This is a genomic window from Novosphingobium sp. AP12 (genome assembly GCF_000281975.1).
Classification (GTDB): domain Bacteria; phylum Pseudomonadota; class Alphaproteobacteria; order Sphingomonadales; family Sphingomonadaceae; genus Novosphingobium.
In genome coordinates, this window is the sequence record NZ_AKKE01000026.1 from 24,798 (window position 1) to 42,709 (window position 17,912).

The following is a 17,912-nucleotide window of genomic DNA, read 5'->3' on the forward strand; positions in this document are numbered from 1 at the left end:
CGGAGCCGGCCGAGCCATCTTTTATTTCTATTTATGCGCCGTTACCTGAACGCGCGACTAGCTTGCAGCTTGATTCAGGTATGCGCGAAGCAAGGAGGCGATCCATGACCCAAAAATTTGGCGCCGAAGTTATTTATTCCGATCTGCGTGGGGTTAATCCTCTGCAACAGGCCTTCAAAGCGCAATGCGAGTCTGTCAAGGTCCACTGCCCGCAGGAGGAAAGCAGGACGCAGCGCAATCTGACCCTGCTGGCCCTTGCACTCGGCACATTTACGCTCGGCACGTCGGAATTCGCCAGCATGGGCATCATCCAGCTCTTTTCCGGCGAACTCGGTATCGGCATCCCCGAGGCAACGAACGCGATCACGGCCTATGCGATCGGCGTAGTGATGGGCGCGCCTCTTTTCACTATCCTTGCAGCCCGCTTCAATCGCCGCCCCCTTCTGATCAGCCTGATCGCCTTGATTGCCGTAGGCAATTTTCTCTCTGGCATTGCGCCCGATTTTATCCTGCTCATGGCGGCCAGATTTCTGAGTGGCCTGCCGCACGGTGCCTACGTCGGCGCCGCCGCCGTGGTGGCGTCCTACATCGTCGGACCGGGGCACTCGGGGAAGGCTTTCGCTATCGTCATGTTCGGTCTTACGCTCGCGACTATCTTCGGCTCGCCTCTCGCGACCTTTCTTGGGCAAACGCTCGGGTGGAGAGAAACATTCGCTGCGGTCGGTTTGCTGGGCGCGATTTCTTTTGTCGCAATCTTGGCATGGGTTCCCAAGACGGACGCACTGAATGGCGGGTCTGTCATGAAGGAAATTGGGACGTTACGCCGTCCGAGCGTTTGGATCGCCATGCTGGTGGCGGCCACCGGAATTTCCAGCGTATTCGCCATCTACACTTTCATCGGGCCTCTCGTGACCGATGTCGCGAAGCTAGATGAGCGCTTCGTCCCGATCGGGCTAGCCGTATTCGGGGTCGGCATGACATTAGGGAATCTGGCTGGTGGCCGCATAGCTGATGCCGATCCCGCCGCCGGGATCTTGATCGGCTATGGCGGGTGCCTAGTCGTTCTCGTCATCCTCGCCGTGTTTGGTCACGCGACGTGGGTTCTCTTTCCGTGCTTCTTCGCTGTCGGTGCGCTGATGATGGCTGCGATCCCCACGATCCAGGTGCGCCTCACGAAGTTCGCCCCCGAGGCGCCTACGCTGATGGGAGCGATGAATGTTGCCGCCTTGAATGTTGCCAATGCCCTGGGTGCCTGGGCTGGCGCTTATGCCATCCACTCCGGTTACGGCCTGCTGTCCGCCGCATGGGCGGGTTTCGTGCTGACGGCGATCGGCTTCGCGATCTTCATGATCCGCGTCATTTTCGGGCCGAGCCTCAAGCCCAAGGCGCTGGAGGGAACGCCTTACGAAATCGGCCGGGACATAGCCCTTTGAGCGAACTGGAGGAGTGGACATAGTGGATTCGAGATAGGTCCATAAGATGACCGGCATCAGTCGACGGTCGCTCCTCGGAGCGGTCGCCGCGATGGCTGCGAACGGCAACGCTTTGGCCAAATGGCGCCGGACAAGCCAATCATGCTCGACCAGGTCTATCTCAGCTTTTACGCCGTCACGGCGCCGTCGTGCATTCCGTGCTCGTACGGCTTGGCCACGCGGTCGAGGTCCGCGAAGGTCCGCACGTTAAGATCCCACTCTTCTTGGCGAAGCTTCGATCGACCTGATGACCACCGCGTGGGTTACCGAAGGGCACGCCGCATACTGGAAACCCTACGGCAACGACGCGCTTGAGGCGACCAGACTCAATATCGGAAACGTGCTTCTTTTTAGGGCGTCCTACTCTGTCCCGGCCTACGCTGCGGCGTTGATCCCGGCTCTGGCAAAGCCTCGCTTCCCATCGCGCACGGCAGTGACTATCAAATGAATTGGCGACGGGTCGCAATCTCTTTTCTCACGCAAGGCGGTCGCCGATTACGGGTTGAGTGCGCTTGGATACAGCTTCGATCCGGGAACGCAGGCAGCCTGAACGAGCGCGTTTGATGACACCCTGAAAAAAGCAGCGTCAGTGGATCATCTTTCCCACCCTGGGCGCCCCAATATCTTAATCGAGAAGGAAAGATCAGCCCGCTTAATGACCTGAAGGGCGTCCTCGGTGCTGAAAACCGCGCCGCGCTCTTTTTACTGAGCGGTGGTCAGATCCGACTTGCGGCGTCGCAAGCAGGCAATCCTGCAAAGTCTGCATCTTTAGCCTCGACCCGGTCACCGAGATGGATGCGTCGGTAAACATCGAGAAGACGACGGCACGGCAAGCCGCTAACAGGTGGCTCTCGGCGCACCCTGGCGAGCTCGCGAACTAGGCGCCCGCCGTCCCGTAGATATCTGGCGGCGGGAGTTGTCGCCGTTAGCAAGCGCCAGCAATCGTCGCCTCTAAACTAAGTGACTGCAAAGCTTGTCGTTCACAAAGATTTATCCCGTTTAACGTGTCAATGGACAGTCCGATCCATAGCTTGGTCTCCAGCAGTCAATCATCAATTCAGGAGGAATTATGGGTATCAGGAAAGCACTGCTGGCGGGCCCGTTGGGGTTCGGTGCGGCTCCGCTTGGCAACATGTTTCGCAACATCCCCGACGACGAAGCCCAGGCCACTGTCGACGCCGCCTGGGATGCCGGTACGCGGTATTTCGATACGGCCCCCTTCTACGGCGCTGGCCTGTCCGAACTGCGTCTAGGCGAAGCACTGCGCAAGCGACCACGTGATGAGTATATCCTCAGCACGAAGGTCGGACGCATCATCCTTGACGAACTGGAGGATCTTTCGGCCCGCGATCTTGGCGAGAAGGGCGACATCTTCAAATATGGCCGCTCGAACAAGGTCGTTCTTGACTACTCCTACGACGGCGCGAAGAAGTCGATCGCGGACAGCATCACGCGGATGGGCGTCGATCATCTCGACTTCGTTTGGATCCACGACATCGCGCAAGACTTCCACGGTGACGTCTGGCTCTCGATGTTCGAGGCGGCGCGCACCGGCGCTTTCCGCGCGCTGGACGAGCTGCGCGACGAGGGCGTGATCAAGGGGTGGGGGCTCGGCGTCAACCGGACCGAACCACTGGAGCTGATGATGGAGCTGTCCGAGCCTCGTCCCGATGGCACGCTGTTGGCTGGCCGCTACTCGCTGCTCGATCATTCGCATGCTCTGCAGCGGGCCATGCCGATGGCGGAGAAGAAGGGCGTCGATATTGTCGTCGGTGGACCGTACAGTTCGGGCGTCCTCGCCGGTGGATCGCATTTCGAATATGGACCGATTCCGCCGGAGATCGCCGCCAAGGTCGAGACGATCAAGGCGCTATGCGCCAGGCACGCTGTCCCGATCAAAGCGGCCGCGCTTCACTTCTCGCTGGCACACCCCGCCGTCGCCGCCGTGATCCCGGGCGCTAGCAAGCCCGATCGCGTGAAGGAGGACCATGAGGCGCTCGCCTTCAGTGTCCCAGACGATTTCTGGCTTGACTTGCGCAAGAGCGGGATCGTCGATCCGGCTGGGCCTCTGCCGACCGACAAGTAAGGGAGGACTATAATGGCAAAGGCATTATCGACCATCGATCTTCCGATCCCAGCCGAAGATGTGTGGTCCCTGATTGGCGGCTTTGACTCTCTCCCGGACTGGCTGCCCTACATCCCGAAGTCGGAGCTGCACGAGGGCGGGCGGGTCCGTCACCTTGCCAATCCCGACGGCGGGGTCATCGTCGAGCGACTGATGGCGTTTGACGAGAAAGGTCGCAGCTACAGCTACCACATCCTCCAGTCGCCGTTCCCGCAGAAGGATTATCTCTCGACGTTGACGGTCAAGGAAGGCGACGGCGGCAATGGCTCTCGGGTCGAGTGGTCTGGAGAGTTCACGCCGGTCGGCGTGAGCGAAGAGGAAGTCTCAAAGCTTTTCCAGGGCATCTACGACGATGGCCTGAAGGCGCTAAAGGCACATTACGAGAAGCCCTGATCGACCGGTCGGCGCCGACGCGCCGGCCCCAAGATCAGCCAATTTTGAGAGGGTAACGAAACGCACGCGGATCCGCTGGGTCCGCGGAGGGTTACGTGCGCCCGCATCACTGGAGAATGACGATGGCGAAGATTCTCTGCGTCCTCTATCCGGACCCGGTCAACGGCTACCCCAAGACCTACGCCCGCGACGAGATCCCGAACATCACTGTCTACGACAACGGTCAGACCGCCCCGACACCCAAGGCGATCGATTTCAAGCCGGGGGAACTGCTCGGCTCAGTCTCCGGCGAGCTTGGTCTGCGCAAATATCTCGAGGGTCTGGGGCACGAGTTCATCGTGACATCCGACAAGGAAGGGCCGGATTCCGAATTCGAGAAGCACCTGCCGGATGCCGAGATCATCATCTCGCAGCCTTTCTGGCCCGCCTATCTCGGACCGGAGCGGCTTGCCAAGGCAAAGAAGCTGAAGCTGGCGCTGACTGCGGGCATCGGCTCGGACCATGTTGATCTGGAATCCGCGATCAAACACGGCGTGACTGTCGCCGAGGTGACGGGCTCGAACAGCATCAGCGTGTCCGAGCATGCGGTGATGATGATCCTTTCGCTCGTGCGCAACTATATCCCGGCGCACGAATGGGCGGAGAAGGGCGGCTGGAACATAGCCGATTGCGTCGAGCGCTCTTACGACGTCGAAGGCATGCATGTTGGCACAGTCGCGGCCGGCCGCATCGGCCTCGCCATCCTCAAGCGGATGAAGCCCTTTGACGTGCATCTCCATTATTATGCGCGTCATCGTCTATCGAAAGAGGAGGAAGAAGAGCTCGGCCTCACCTTCCACGAGAATGTCGAGGATATGGTCAAGGTCTGCGACGTCGTCACGATCAACGCGCCTCTGCATCCCGAGACGCACCATATGTTCGACGAGGCGATGATCAAGAAGATGAAGCGCGGTGCCTACATCGTGAACACGGCGCGCGCCGAAATCTGCGACCGCGACGCGATCGTGCGGGCGGTGGAGAGTGGCCATCTCGCCGGATATGCCGGTGACGTGTGGAATCCCCAGCCCGCACCGGCCGACCATCCGTGGCGCACTATGCCTTGGAACGGGATGACCCCGCATATGTCGGGCACCTCGCTGTCGGGGCAGGCGCGGTATACCGCCGGCACGCGCGAGATCCTCGAGTGCTGGTTCGAGGGGCGGCCAATCCGCGAGGACTATGTCATTGTCGATGGAGGCAAGCTCGCCGGCACCGGCGCGCTCTCCTATACCGTCTGATCCGATCGCACCCAAAAGGGCCGGCGATCGCACCATCGATCGCCGGCCTTACGACGAGGCCCGCCATGTTGAAGCCCAAGCTTTTCGAACCCATCCGGGTTGCCAACCTCGATCTGGCGAACCGGATTATCATAGCACCAATGTGCCAATATTCGGCCGAGGACGGATGCATGACCGACTGGCACCGCGTGCATCTTGGCAGCCTCGCGCTGTCAGGGGCTGCGATGCTCACTATCGAAGCCACCGCCGTGGTACCGGAAGGGCGTATCTCCTACGCGGATGTGGGCCTTTACGACGACAACAACGAGATCGCGATGGGGAGCGTGCTCGATACGCTCCGCAAGGTTTCGGAGGTCCCGATCGCAGTCCAGCTCTCGCACGCCGGCCGCAAGGCGTCGCAGGAAAAGCCATGGCTAGGAGGCGGTCAGATTAGCCCCGTTCACGCGCAAGGCTGGCAGACGGTTGCCCCGTCGGCCGTCGCGTTCAAACCCAGCGAGAATGCGCCAAACGCGCTTTCGACGGATGATCTGCGTGAGATTCGAGATGCGTTCGCCGCGAGCGCACTGCGCGCGGCGAACCTCGGGCTGAACCTCATCCAACTCCACGGCGCCCACGGCTATCTGCTTCACCAATTCCTGTCGCCGCTCTCCAACAAGCGCACCGACGAATATGGCGGTTCGCTGGAGAACCGGATGCGGTTCCCGCTCGAGGTCTTCGACGCCGTCCGGGAAAAATTCCCTTCTGAGCGGCCGATCAGCTTTCGCATTTCGGCCGACGACTGGGTTCCTGGTGGCCTGGAGATCGAGCAGTCGATCGCAGTCGCGGAGGCGCTGGAGGCACGGGGGTGCGACGCTATACATGTGTCGAGCGGTGGCCTTCATTCGGACCAGGCCATACCGGTCGGGCCAAGCTATCAGGTCAGTCTCGCAAGCGCTGTGAAGCAGGCGGTGAAGATGCCGGTTATCGCAGTCGGGCTGATCACGAGCCCCGAACAGGCGGAGAGCATCCTCGCCACCGGCCAAGCAGACATGATCGCTCTCGCCCGAACTATTACCTACGATCCACGATGGCCGTGGCATGCGGCCGCTGCTCTCGGCACGACCGTGCCTGCGCCGGGTCAGTATCTTCGATCCGAACCCAACAACGTGCGGGGACTCTTCCGCAGCGCGTGACCACCGCATTTGCTTGAGAGGCAAGCGCCTCTCCGCACCGCAGAGTAGAAATGGAGATCCCCATGTCGACCACCCTCCCGAGCACCCTTGCCACTCCGACCGACCTAGCGCCGGCGAACACCGTGCACGTCGCGGACGTCCTGAACACGATCCTCGCCGACGTTCTGGCGCTCTACCTGAAGACCAAGAACTTCCATTGGCACATGTCCGGCCCGCATTTTCGCGATTATCATCTCCTGCTCGACGATCAGGCCGCGCAGATCTTCGGGATCGTCGACGATATAGCTGAGCGCGTCCGCAAGACGGGTAACACGACGCTGCGCTCGATCAGCGACGTCGCCCGCCGTCAGCGCGTAAAGGACAACAATGCGGAGTTCGTGTCCGCATCGGATATGCTCGCCGAACTGCGCGACGATAACGTCGCTTTGGTTGCGTCGCTGCGCGAGGCGAAGGCGATCGTTGACGAAGCCCGCGACAACGCCACGTCCGGCATCCTCGATGGCTGGACCGACCAGGCCGAGGAGCGCGCCTGGTTTCTGTTTGAGGCCAGTCGGAACCAGTGAGGCCCTTTCGGCCTGCCAAGGAGCACAGCCATGAAAGCATCTCTTACTCGAACCCTTCCCGTGGCGTTGCTCACCTGCCTGGCCGGCTGTGGCAAACCGTCCGAAAATCCGATCACGGTAACCGAAGGCCCCAATCCCACGCTCGTACCGGAGCAACATGCTGCTGTTCCCGCCATCAATATCGCCGAGCTGGTGGGGTGGGACGAGGGGCAAGCGCCAACGCCGGCCGCCGGCCTTGCCGTCAAGCGTTTCGCCACCGGTCTCGAGCATCCGCGTTGGCTTCTGGCTCTGCCGAACGGGGACGTACTTGTTGCCGAGAGCAATACCCCTGCCGACGCGACCGAGGATTACACCGGTGTGAAGGGGAAAGTGACCAAGCATTTCCTTTCAAAGGGGAATGGCGGACAGCCTTCGCCCAACAAAATCATGCTGCTGCGCGACATCAACAGCGACGGGATTGCCGATCTCACCACGGTGTTCATCGACCGTCTCCACAGCCCGTTCGGCATGGCCTTGGTCGGATCCACGCTCTACATCGCGAATACCGACGCGATCGTGGCCGTGCCGTGGAAGCCGGGCGACACCAAGGCATCGGCGCCACCGCAACAGATCGTCGAACTGCCAGCCGGCAAGATCAATCACCACTGGACCAAAAACGTCATCGCCAGTCCTGACGGCAGCAAACTCTATGTGACGGTCGGCTCGAACTCGAACGTCGGTGACAAGGGCATTGCGGCAGAGGAGGGTCGCGCGGCGATCTATGAGGTCGATCCGCGCGCGAAAACCAAGCGGCTGTTCGCGTCGGGCATCCGCAACCCCAACGGCATGGGCTGGTCCTCTGACGGGAAGCTCTGGGTTACCGCCAACGAGCGAGACGAGCTCGGGCCGGACCTTGTTCCCGATTATATGACGTCGGTGAAAGACGGTGGCTTTTACGGCTTCCCTTGGATCTATTGGGGTGATCACCGAGACAAGCGCGTGAAGGATCCGCAGCCGCCCGCCGCCGCACGGACGATCCGCCCTGATTATGCGCTTGGGGCGCACACAGCCTCGCTCGGCCTCACCTTCAGCAACGGCCAGAAGCTCGGGCCCAAATATGCTGAGGGCGTTTTCATCGGCCAGCATGGCAGCTGGAACCGGGAGCCGGCGTCCGGCTACCGCGTCGTCTTTATCCCGTTTGCCGACGGCAAGCCGACCGGCGCGCTCCCACAGGATGTCCTGACGGGATTCCTGGCGCCGGATGGCAAGCACGCCTTCGGTCGGCCCGTGGGCGTGACGTTCGACCTGACAGGGGCGCTGCTGGTGGCGGATGATGCAGGCGGTTCGGTCTGGCGCGTGACCAGCGCCGGACGTCAGCCGACCCGTCCCTCGGGTGCGCCGGTCCACTAGGTCGTCCCCGACTTCGAAATACCAAATGAAAGGAGCAGACGATGATAAGACGAATGCTAATTGTGGGCACCGCCGCACTGGCTCTCGCAACGCTACCTGCGGCCACGGCGAAGGCCCCGGATGGCGCCGGGTACCATCGCGTTCCGCCCGCCGCTTTTTCGGTGGTGGCCGAAGTACAGGCAAAGGCGGGCAAGGAAGCGGCGCTCCGCGAAGTGACCCTGCCGCTGATCGACTTGGTACGTTCAGACCCGAAAAACCTCTATTATTTCCTTCAAGAGGATCGCGAGAAGCCGGGACACTTCGTTTTTTACGAGGTGTTTGCTACCCGCGAGGATTTCGAGGCTCATAATCGGATGCCATACGTCCTGGACTGGTTCGAGAAGATCAAGCCGCTCGTCGTTGCCGACGTAAAGGCGATGAAGATGGAAGTGCTCCAACACCCATAATTGTCGCATATGACACCACATGCCGCCGTCGGAAGGGAGCGCTTTTCCGACGGCCCCTTTTTTCAGAGCTTGGCGTTCAGGAAAACTGCGAAGGCGTGACGCACGCGGTTTCGGCCCGGATCAAAGATTGTCTGATTGATGTAACCGGGCTCGACGCTGAGCTTGCCGGACAAAGGCAGGTGAACGCCGGCAAAGCTGATTAATTGACCGGGGCCGGACTGTCCTGACCAGACGGTGCTATTCAATCCGACGAAGACTTCGCTCCATCCCACGAGGCGTCGAGATCCGCCGATTGGAACGTCGACACGTGCGAGACCTCGAACCCTCAGCCCCATTTCGCGCTCGCCCTCCCGGAAACGCTCCTCGAGACGGGTACGCAAGGTGAGCACGGGCTTATTGAAGTCATCTGTGGTGAGAACTGTCGCTTCTTCGACAATCCTATGCTCGTGAAAGTCGGATCCGACATGATCGTCGGTCGCGAGATAGGTATAGCCTCCGCCTATCGAGAATCGGTTGGTCAGCCGGTAAGTAAGCGTAGGCCGGATCAGCAGAAGGCCGGTACGGGATGCATCGTCTGTCAACTCAAGAAGAGCTTCGGCGCTAAAGTCAAGCTTGTCAGTCAGGCCAACCGTAACCTTGGGATCAATCCAGACCTGGCTATCGCCGTGTTCGGACTGCTGCGCCCGCGCGGACTCCGGAGCGAGCCCAGCTACGGTTCCAAAAAGCAGGACCAGCCATGACCAGCTAAAGCGGCCATGCCGCAGCCTGAAACGGCGGCCAGTTAACGGTTCAAGCACCGGCAGCGGTCAGTCAGGCCGCGGCAGGTTGGCGAGATATTTATCAAGCGTAATCGGGTAGTCGCGTATGCGCACCCCGGTCGCATTGTAGACTGCATTTGCGACCGCGGCCGCAACGCCGCAGATGCCAAGCTCACCAACTCCCTTCGCCTTCATCGGCGTCGACCAGGGATCGACCTTGTTGAGGAAGATCACCTCTTGGTGGGGGATGTCCGCATGAACCGGCACCTCGTATCCGGCAAGATCGTGATTAACAAAGAATCCGAAGCGCGTGTCGACGACCAACTCCTCCATCAGCGCGGCACCGGCGCCCATTGTCATCGCGCCAATCACCTGGCTTCGTGCTGTAATCGGGTTCAGGATTCGACCGGCATCGCAGACCGCGAGCATGCGGCGAATATGCGTCTCACCGGTGAAGCTATCGACTGCGACTTCGACGAAATGTCCGGCAAAGGTCGATTGCTGGGCACGCTCCTCATATCCTTTGGCATAAACTATGCCGTCCTCAGCCAAGAGCTCGCCGCTCTGCACGGCCTCCTTGAGCGTGACACTGCGACTGCCCACCTGGATTTTGCCGTTAACGAAAGTCGCATCTGCGGAGTCGAATCCAAGCCGCTCGAGAATTAGGCTCTGCAGTTTAATACACGCCGCATAGACGCCCGATGTGGAGTTCACCGCGCCGAACTGGCCGCCCGAACCTGCCGATACGGGAAAGTCCGAATCACCCAGCACGACGACGACGTCGGTCAGCTTCACGCCCATGGTTTCCGCCGCAGTCTGGGCGATTATGGTATAGCTTCCGGTCCCGATGTCGGTCATGTCGGTTTCGACAATGATTTTGCCATCGCGCCGAAGCCGGACGCGCGCGGCCGATGGTTGCAACTGATTGTTCCGGAAGCCGCCGGCCATACCCATCCCAATCAGCCATCGGCCTTCTCGCCGCGACGCCGGTTTGGCCGGTCGGTCGCTCCAGCCGAAGCGCTCGGCACCGGTCCGCAAGCATTCGACGAAATTGCGCTCCGAAAAATGTCGGTCCGGTTTAGTTGGATCAACTTGCGTGTCATTCATGATGCGAAACACAACCGGGTCGAGGCCCAGTTTCTCTGCCATCTCGTCCATTGCAATCTCGAGGGCCATCAGCCCAGGTGCCTCTCCTGGCGCCCGCATTGCGTTGGCCTCCGGCAGATCGACCTGCGCCATCCGCAGATCGACCGCGACGTTGGCGCTTCCGTAAAACAAGGTGGTCTGCTGCACCGACCGCTCGGGCTTACCGTTGGGGAGGTTGCCGGAGATACTGTCGTGAGCAATCGCGACGATCTTCCCGCTGCGCTCGGCACCAATCCGGATGCGCTGGCGAGTCGCGGCGCGATGTGTGGTATTGTTGATGATTAGCGGCCTGTGCAACGCCAGCTTTACAGGCCGGCCGACCACTCGGGCCGCCAGTGCTGCGACCATGACATCGCTCCGCACGAACAACTTCCCACCGAAGCCGCCGCCAATATATGGTGAGTCGATGCGCACCTGGTTAGGCTTTAGACCAAAGGCCTTGCAGAGATCGCGCTTCCCCCAGCCAATCATCTGGTTTGAGGTCCAGACGGTGAGTCGCCCTTTCTCCCAGGCAGCAATGGTTGCATGGGGCTCCATCATAGCGTGGCTGTGCCCGGGGGTGGTGTATTCCCTGTCGATCGTGACAGCCGCTTGCGCGAACGCGGATGGGAAATCCCCAACCGCACGTCGCTCACCCTCCTCGGGCGGTACGGAAACAGCGGTGTGCGCTGCGCGGTCGAGGCTGTACTCACCCTCCGACCGAGCATAGTCCACGCGAACGAGGGCCGCGGCCGCGCGCGCCTGTTCGAAGGTCTCGGCGACTACGACGGCAATTGCCTGGTGATAGTGTTCAACCTTCGCTCCGCCGAACAGGTTCGCCGTATTCATGGGGCCGAGCGCGAGCGGGGAATAGTCTAGCGTGGAAACGGTACCGATCACGCCGGCGGCAGCGCGCGCCTCGCGCAGATCGATCGCCTTAATAGTGCCCTTTGCGATCGCTGCTCCAACAATGAAGCCATAGGCTTGGTCAGCGGCTACGTCATGCCGCTCATAGGCATAGGGCGCGGACCCCGTCGTTTTCAGGGGGCCGTCGATTCGCGTCGTCGGCTTGCCAACGATTTTCAGCTGATCGATCGCATTGTCGGGGGAGGGCGCGCTGAACTCCATTTTCATGCCCTCACTTCGTGAAGAATGCCCGCGAGCGTTCGCTCGACCAGGGCAAGTTTGAAATGATTGTCTTCGGTCGGTGCGGCGCCTGAGAGAAGGCTGTTCGCAAATGACTCTGAACTCCTTCTCAGGAGCGGCTCGGCCGCCTCAACGCGCCAAGGCTTCGGGGCGACGCCACCCACCGCGACGCGACCGCTTCCATCCCGCTGCAGCACGGCTGCTACTGACACCAACGCGAAAGCGTAGGATGCGCGGTCACGAACCTTGTGATAGACATGGCGGCCGCCCAGGGGGCGGGGAAGCTCTACGCCAGTGATGAGTTCGCCGGGTCGAAGTATAGTCTCAATATGCGGCGTCGTACCTGGGAGCTGATGGAAGTCAGCGATCGGAATCGATCTGACCGTCCCGACATCGTCAATTGTCTCCACCTTTGCATCGAGAAGCCGCATTGCGACGGCCATATCGCTCGGATGCGTGGCGATGCAGCTTGTGCTGACCCCCATCAGACCCAAGCCGCGTGATGCTCCGCCAATGGCCCCGCATCCTGAGCCGGGCTGTCGCTTGTTACAAGGCTGGTTGGTGTCATAGAAATAGGGGCACCGTGTGCGCTGCAGAAGATTGCCCGCAGTTGTCGCTTTGTTTCTCAGTTGTCCGGATGCGCCGGCCACGATCGCGCGGCTCAGCACGCCATAGTCGCGTTTGATCCGCGGATCTGCTGCCAGCACGGTGTTAGTCACAAGCGCGCCGATGCGCAGTCCCCCATCCGGCGTCGGTTCGATCTTGTTGAAGCCGAGATCCTGAACATCGACGAGATGTCCTGGCGTTTCGACTTGCAACTTCATGAGATCGAGCAGGTTAGTCCCGCCAGCAATGAAACGTCCGCCCGGTTTGCGCAGGACGGCCGCAACAGCATCTGCCGCGGTTCGTGGCCGCTCGTAGGTGAAGGGTTTCATACATTGACTCCTGCGACTTCCGCCATTGCATCGGAGATGTTGGCGTAGGCACCGCACCGACAGATATTGCCGCTCATCCGCTCTCGCATTTCCGCGCGGCTGGGCACGCAAGTGGCCGTCAGATCTTCCGTGACATGGCTTGGGACTCCCGCCTCTATCTCTTTTAAAACCGCCACCGCTGAGCAAATCTGCCCCGGCGTACAATATCCGCATTGAAAGCCGTCATGCTGCACGAAAGCACGTTGCATCGCGTGGAGATGATCCGGTGATCCCACCCCTTCGATCGTCGTGACGCGATCGCCTTCGTGCATTACTGCCAGCGAGAGGCAGCTGTTGATGCGAAACCCGTCGACCAGCACGGTGCATGCGCCGCATTGCCCGTGGTCGCAGCCCTTCTTCGTGCCAGTAAGCTGGAGATGTTCGCGCAGCGTATCGAGCAGGGTGGTACGCGGGTCGAGCGAGAGCGTGCGCGGCTCGCCATTAACGGTGAAGGACACGTCGTAGACAGGAATGTCCGCCTGGCGCCGTGGATGGCTGGGTTGCGCGTCAAGCATCGTCGCCATCGCTGCTGACGCCGATCCTCCGGCGAGAACACCCCGGCGTGAGACGCGCCATTTTCCAGATCCGTTCATAGTGACACCCTCCTCGGGTGAGAACATCTATCCTGTGTGACGCCCTCCCGCCTTGCAGCGGGACGGCGTGACGAGATTGCGTACTGGCCGTCCAAGGCCACGGCGGCACGATCTCAGGCGCCCGCCATCTTGCGATGATGGGTCTCGTAGGCATGATCAAAGACCTGCTTCACAGGCGCGAGCGCCTGAACGAACTCGAGCTGCTCACCTTCCGGACCCTTGCAATAGATGAGCGACCAACCGTTGGACTTTCCTTCGGTAATCTTGTTGGTGTTGGCTGTGATGGGTGCGGACTTACGTTCCTGTTCCGTCTGGACCCGAATGGTACGGTTTGCGCGCACCTGCGTCATGCCGCGGCGCGCGGATTCTGCCTCAAGATCGGCGATGAACTTGTTGAAGTTGACGTCGTCGCGGATGTAGAAGCAGATGTGCATCGAGCGCGGATAAGCCGGGCTCATATGATCCCGCGGCTCCGCCCAACTGTCGCCTGTACCTTGCGGCTGTGTGGCATCGCGATACTGAAGTAGCTCGATCACCACATTGTCGAACGCAACGAAGCGGACGTCGAGTCGCTGGTCGCCCTCGCGAAGGTCGGGCACTCCGATGGTGCGCGGATCCACCTTCTCCTCGTTGGCGAGAATCTCCTGGTCCGCCATGATCGTGTTCTGGATCTTGTCGCCGTGGAAATCGCCGTCGCGCATGACCTCAGTGCCGCCGAGCACTTCGGTGTAAAATTCGAAGGCGCGATCCATGTTGTGGACGGTGAGACCGAAGTGCTGGACGCCCTGCAGGCGAAAGGCGAGCGGCCCGTTGTCTCGGTTCCGGGTGCTGCTCGCCGGCGTAGCGGCAAGCGCGCTTTCCGAAACACCCCCGGCCGAAACGATCCCGGCGAGCGTCGCCGCGCCGATCGTCCGCATGACCTCTCGGCGGCTGGTCCCGGCCGGCACATCCTGTTGTTCGTCTTCAGAAGCCATAAGTTTTCTCCTTTGCGCCCTTTCAGATGACGAGCGATCTCAGGCTTCGAAATTAGCGTCTCACTTCGCGAGGGCATCTAAATTGACATAAAGATGAGTAAAAGCTGCAGAGGGGGACTTTGATGCCTTCCCAGTCTGATGCAGGAATTCAGTTGGTCTCTGGCGGCGCTACTTCCCGCGCTAGGTTCCGTATTCCCGGCGCGTTGCGCCTCACAGCCCTCTATCTCAGCTTCGGATTCACCTTATTTAACCTTTGATAACCTCTCGCAGCTCATCATCGCGGGTATGAGAGTCGGCATGAGCCGGTGGCTGTGAAAGGGATGGTGCCCGCCTTCTGCGTGACATGACTCCTTTGCTCCTTCGGTAAGGCAAGCACCTATTATGGTGCTGGCTAACGGAGGCCTACGATGCTGATGGAGCCGACAGAAGAATGCTATGAGTTCGCCAGTTTTCGGCTCTATCCGAAGTTGCGAACGCTGAAGCAGGCGAAAGATACGATCACGATCGGCGGGCGTGCATTCGATATGCTCCTCGCCCTGGTCTCGCAGGCCGGCGTCGTCGTCAGTCTTAGCGACCTCATGAAAGCAGTTTGGCCCCAGGTTACGGTCGAGGAAGCCAATCTCCGCGTCCAGATGGGGACGCTGCGCAAGATCCTCGCACAATGTGACGATGCACAGCGCGCGATTGAGACCATTCCGCTGCGCGGATACTGCTTCATCCTGCCTGTCCGTTATTACCCCCACGGAATGGAAACGCCGGCGAGTGCGACAACGCGCAGGCGCCCGCTCCCCACGCTGTTGAACCGGCCGATCGGTCGCGACGAGACGATCGAGGGCGTCCTCGACGCGCTTGCGGAGAACCGCTTGGTGACGCTTTCCGGACCCGGCGGTATCGGCAAAACGACCGTTGCGGTTGCGACCGCCAATCGATACGAGTTGGATCACGAGGGCAAGGTCGTTTTCATCGACCTGTCGCATGTCGTCGACGGCTTCGGGGCTGCGGAGGCCATTGCAGGCGCCCTGGGTCTGGACGCCGGGGAAGACCCGGTCAGCACGCTCTGTGTTGCGCTGGAAGGTTCCGACAGCCTCGTCGTCCTTGACACCTGCGAGCATATCGTCGAGCCCATTGCCGAGCTCGCCGAGCTGCTCCTCGCGCACTGCATCCGGCTGAAGCTCTTGGTGACGAGCCGGGAAGTGCTGCGCGCCGCCGGCGAATGGACCCTTCGATTGCTTCCGCTGACCTTCCCAGAAAAAGATGATCAGCTTCTCGATGCTCGCATCGATGAGTTTACCGCGATGACGATGTTCATCGATCGGATCCGGTCGACAACGCCATTCTCGCCAGAGGCCCGGCATCTTCCAGTCGTCGGTGAAATCTGCCGCCGGCTGGACGGCATTCCGCTTGCCCTCGAACTGGCTGCTGCCCGGGTTGCCGACCTTGGCCTACATGAGATTGCCGCCAACCTCGATGATTGCCTGACGATCCTCACCAGGGGAAGGCGGACTGCGCTTCCGCGGCATCGGACTCTCTCTGCAACGCTCGACTGGAGCTATAATCTTCTCTCTGGCCGCGAACAGCAGATGATGCAGCACCTCTCCAGCTACTCGGGATCCTTCGCGGCGAAAGAGGCGATCCAAAGCGCAAACGATGCAGGATGCGACGGCTCAGAAGACGCGCTTATCAGCCTGTTCGAGAAATCGCTGCTAACGATCGACATGCGCGAAGATACGCTGACTTATCGTCTGCTCGACACGACCCGATCCTACGTCGCGAGCCTTTAACGACACGTTCGGCACCTGTTGTTGAAAATGATCTGCGCAGTATCGCGCATTATCTGTCTAAATATCCATTTTATAAAAGCAGGGAACCCGATTCGCTGTTCCAGCCATTGAACCGCACGGGTGGGTATTTGCCAGTTACCCGTTTGAGTGCGCTGGAGACCCGATCGGCTGCGTCTTTTGCAAGGATTTATTTGAAGCGGCGCCACCCCTGCGGTCAAAACGTGGATAAGTCCGAAGGCGGAGGCTGACGCTTCGTCACCGCCGCTTCGTTCGGACGCAACCAACCAGGGAGGGTTAGGCGTGGCCGCGATGAGGTCGCTATTCACCCGCATATTGCTTCTCGCCCCCGGCCTCTGCGCTGTCAGCGGGTGCGGCGGCGTACTTGATCCGCAGGGACCAGTCGGCGAGGCGGAGCGCATCATCCTGCTCAACGCATCGGCGATCATGCTGGCAATCGTCATTCCGACGATCATCGCGACATTGGCCGTCGCCTGGTGGTTCAGGGCCTCGAACACGCGCGCAATCTACCGCCCGGACTGGGAATATTCGGGCAGGATCGAGTTGATCGTCTGGGCGATTCCGATGATGGTCATTCTGCTTCTTGGCGGGATCACCTGGATCGGAAGCTACCACCTCGATCCGCCAGCGCCCATCGCTTCCGCCCGGAAGCCTATCAGGATCGAGGTCGTCTCGCTCGACTGGAAGTGGCTTTTCATCTACCCGGACTACGGAGTCGCCTCGGTCAATCGGATCGTCGCCCCAGTTGGAACGCCCGTGAGCTTCCGGCTGACATCCGCAACCGTGATGAACAGCTTCTTCGTCCCGCAACTGGGGACGCAGATCTACACCATGCACGGCATGGCGACCCGCTTGCATCTACAGGCTGACAACAAAGGTAGTTTCCCGGGTTTATCGGCGCAATTCAGCGGTGATGGCTTCTCCGGGATGCGCTTCAGTTACGACTCTGTCGATCAGGCCGCGTTCGAGACGTGGTTGACGCAGGCCCGGGTCTCGGGGGAGGTGCTTGATGCCCGGAACTACAAGTTGTTGACTGGCAAGAGCTCCTATGTGCCGCCCTACACATACCGGGCCGTAAGACCGGGGCTTTTTGACGCGATTGTGGACGACATGGCGGAGCCCGCTCCTGGCCATCAGACTCCGCCGTCTTCGTCCCATCTTAAACCCTTGGAGAGCTGAGATGCTCGGCAAACTCAGCTGGTCGGCGATCCCGTTCAACGAGCCGATCCCGCTTGTCACATCGATCGTAATCATCGTCGTGCTGGGTGGCCTTCTCGCGTGGATCACTCTGAAGCAGCAGTGGCCCTATCTATGGAAGGAATGGATCACGTCGGTCGACCATAAGCGGGTCGGGGTAATGTATTTCATTCTCGGCTTCGTCATGCTCCTGCGCGGTTTTGCCGACGCACTGATGATGCGGTCGCAACTCGCGCTCGCGCACGGTGCGAGCCAGGGCTATCTGCCGCCCGACCACTACAATCAGATCTTCTCCGCGCACGGCGCGATCATGATCTTTTTTACCGCGATGCCACTGGTCGTCGGGCTCATGAACTTCGTCGTGCCTCTCCAGCTCGGGGTGCGCGACGTTGCCTTTCCGACGCTGAATTCGGTCAGCTTCTGGCTGACGGCGAGCGGCGTGCTCCTGATCAACGCCAGCCTCCTGGTCGGCGAGTTCGCCCGCACCGGCTGGCTCGCCTATCCGCCGC

Annotated in this window: 16 protein-coding genes; 11 read left to right on the top strand and 5 right to left on the bottom strand. The window is 60.6% G+C overall.

Translation table 11 applies throughout. From position 1 onward, the window contains the following. The first annotated feature begins 104 nt into the window (after positions 1-104). The 8 genes from PMI02_RS05395 (at position 105) to PMI02_RS05430 (ending at position 8,837) form a co-directional block, all read left to right on the top strand. The gene (locus PMI02_RS05395; RefSeq protein WP_007679861.1) at positions 105-1,433 is read left to right on the top strand and encodes an MFS transporter; all 1,329 of its coding nucleotides are present in this window, start codon (positions 105-107) and stop codon (positions 1,431-1,433) included. A gap of 1,108 nt (positions 1,434-2,541) precedes the next feature. Continuing rightward, on the top strand, positions 2,542-3,558 hold the full coding sequence (locus tag PMI02_RS05400; RefSeq protein WP_007679874.1) for an aldo/keto reductase: 1,017 nt from the start codon (positions 2,542-2,544) through the stop codon (positions 3,556-3,558). A 12-nt stretch (positions 3,559-3,570) separates the two neighbouring features. Further along, a complete protein-coding gene (locus PMI02_RS05405) occupies positions 3,571-3,990 on the top strand; it encodes an SRPBCC family protein (protein ID WP_007679877.1) in 420 nt (139 codons plus the stop codon). A gap of 122 nt (positions 3,991-4,112) precedes the next feature. Beyond that, complete coding sequence (locus PMI02_RS05410) at positions 4,113-5,267, top strand: NAD-dependent formate dehydrogenase (protein WP_007679879.1); 1,155 nt, start codon at positions 4,113-4,115, stop codon at positions 5,265-5,267. A gap of 65 nt (positions 5,268-5,332) precedes the next feature. Then, complete coding sequence (locus PMI02_RS05415) at positions 5,333-6,439, top strand: NADH:flavin oxidoreductase/NADH oxidase (protein ID WP_007679882.1); 1,107 nt, start codon at positions 5,333-5,335, stop codon at positions 6,437-6,439. A gap of 62 nt (positions 6,440-6,501) precedes the next feature. After that, positions 6,502-7,002: a Dps family protein gene (locus PMI02_RS05420; RefSeq protein WP_007679884.1), complete on the top strand. Its 501-nt coding sequence runs from the start codon at positions 6,502-6,504 to the stop codon at positions 7,000-7,002. Between the two features lie 30 nt (positions 7,003-7,032). Continuing rightward, the gene (locus tag PMI02_RS05425) at positions 7,033-8,391 is read left to right on the top strand and encodes a sorbosone dehydrogenase family protein (RefSeq protein WP_007679886.1); all 1,359 of its coding nucleotides are present in this window, start codon (positions 7,033-7,035) and stop codon (positions 8,389-8,391) included. A 53-nt stretch (positions 8,392-8,444) separates the two neighbouring features. After that, the gene (locus PMI02_RS05430; RefSeq protein ID WP_157222396.1) at positions 8,445-8,837 is read left to right on the top strand and encodes a putative quinol monooxygenase; all 393 of its coding nucleotides are present in this window, start codon (positions 8,445-8,447) and stop codon (positions 8,835-8,837) included. A 62-nt stretch (positions 8,838-8,899) separates the two neighbouring features. Here PMI02_RS05430 and PMI02_RS25790 read toward each other — a convergent pair whose 3' ends face one another. The 5 genes from PMI02_RS25790 to PMI02_RS05455 form a co-directional block, all read right to left on the bottom strand. Further along, positions 8,900-9,634, bottom strand: a complete 735-nt coding sequence (locus PMI02_RS25790) for a DUF2490 domain-containing protein (protein WP_007679890.1) — start codon at positions 9,632-9,634, stop codon at positions 8,900-8,902. A 9-nt stretch (positions 9,635-9,643) separates the two neighbouring features. Next, on the bottom strand, positions 9,644-11,848 hold the full coding sequence (paoC, locus tag PMI02_RS05440; protein WP_007679892.1) for an aldehyde oxidoreductase molybdenum-binding subunit PaoC: 2,205 nt from the start codon (positions 11,846-11,848) through the stop codon (positions 9,644-9,646). 2 nt (positions 11,849-11,850) lie between these two features. Beyond that, positions 11,851-12,801: a xanthine dehydrogenase family protein subunit M gene (locus tag PMI02_RS05445; protein WP_007679894.1), complete on the bottom strand. Its 951-nt coding sequence runs from the start codon at positions 12,799-12,801 to the stop codon at positions 11,851-11,853. After that, positions 12,798-13,433 (bottom strand): aldehyde dehydrogenase iron-sulfur subunit PaoA, encoded by a 636-nt coding sequence (gene paoA / locus PMI02_RS05450; protein ID WP_007679896.1) that lies wholly within the window; start codon positions 13,431-13,433, stop codon positions 12,798-12,800. The genes PMI02_RS05445 and paoA overlap by 4 nt, the downstream gene beginning before the upstream one ends. 113 nt (positions 13,434-13,546) lie before the next feature. Beyond that, complete coding sequence (locus PMI02_RS05455) at positions 13,547-14,407, bottom strand: VOC family protein (protein WP_007679897.1); 861 nt, start codon at positions 14,405-14,407, stop codon at positions 13,547-13,549. A 407-nt stretch (positions 14,408-14,814) separates the two neighbouring features. On the opposite strand from PMI02_RS05455, the gene PMI02_RS05460 reads away from it, so the two are divergent. The 3 genes from PMI02_RS05460 to PMI02_RS05470 all read left to right on the top strand — a co-directional run. After that, positions 14,815-16,188 (top strand): winged helix-turn-helix domain-containing protein, encoded by a 1,374-nt coding sequence (locus PMI02_RS05460; RefSeq protein WP_007679899.1) that lies wholly within the window; start codon positions 14,815-14,817, stop codon positions 16,186-16,188. 309 nt (positions 16,189-16,497) lie between these two features. Beyond that, entirely contained in the window at positions 16,498-17,385 is an 888-nt protein-coding gene (gene cyoA / locus PMI02_RS05465; protein WP_007679901.1) for a ubiquinol oxidase subunit II, read from the top strand. A gap of 1 nt (position 17,386) precedes the next feature. Next, a partial coding sequence (locus PMI02_RS05470) for a cbb3-type cytochrome c oxidase subunit I (RefSeq protein WP_007679903.1) occupies positions 17,387-17,912 on the top strand: 526 nt, incomplete at its 3' end.

Coding starts and splice junctions, on each gene's coding strand:
- PMI02_RS05395 (WP_007679861.1), top strand. CDS start 105: ATGACCCAAAAATTTGGCGCCGAAGTTATTTATTCCGATCTGCGTGGG.
- PMI02_RS05400 (WP_007679874.1), top strand. CDS start 2,542: ATGGGTATCAGGAAAGCACTGCTGGCGGGCCCGTTGGGGTTCGGTGCG.
- PMI02_RS05405 (WP_007679877.1), top strand. CDS start 3,571: ATGGCAAAGGCATTATCGACCATCGATCTTCCGATCCCAGCCGAAGAT.
- PMI02_RS05410 (WP_007679879.1), top strand. CDS start 4,113: ATGGCGAAGATTCTCTGCGTCCTCTATCCGGACCCGGTCAACGGCTAC.
- PMI02_RS05415 (WP_007679882.1), top strand. CDS start 5,333: ATGTTGAAGCCCAAGCTTTTCGAACCCATCCGGGTTGCCAACCTCGAT.
- PMI02_RS05420 (WP_007679884.1), top strand. CDS start 6,502: ATGTCGACCACCCTCCCGAGCACCCTTGCCACTCCGACCGACCTAGCG.
- PMI02_RS05425 (WP_007679886.1), top strand. CDS start 7,033: ATGAAAGCATCTCTTACTCGAACCCTTCCCGTGGCGTTGCTCACCTGC.
- PMI02_RS05430 (WP_157222396.1), top strand. CDS start 8,445: ATGCTAATTGTGGGCACCGCCGCACTGGCTCTCGCAACGCTACCTGCG.
- paoC (WP_007679892.1), bottom strand. CDS start 11,848: ATGGAGTTCAGCGCGCCCTCCCCCGACAATGCGATCGATCAGCTGAAA.
- PMI02_RS05445 (WP_007679894.1), bottom strand. CDS start 12,801: ATGAAACCCTTCACCTACGAGCGGCCACGAACCGCGGCAGATGCTGTT.
- paoA (WP_007679896.1), bottom strand. CDS start 13,433: ATGAACGGATCTGGAAAATGGCGCGTCTCACGCCGGGGTGTTCTCGCC.
- PMI02_RS05455 (WP_007679897.1), bottom strand. CDS start 14,407: ATGGCTTCTGAAGACGAACAACAGGATGTGCCGGCCGGGACCAGCCGC.
- PMI02_RS05460 (WP_007679899.1), top strand. CDS start 14,815: ATGCTGATGGAGCCGACAGAAGAATGCTATGAGTTCGCCAGTTTTCGG.
- cyoA (WP_007679901.1), top strand. CDS start 16,498: ATGAGGTCGCTATTCACCCGCATATTGCTTCTCGCCCCCGGCCTCTGC.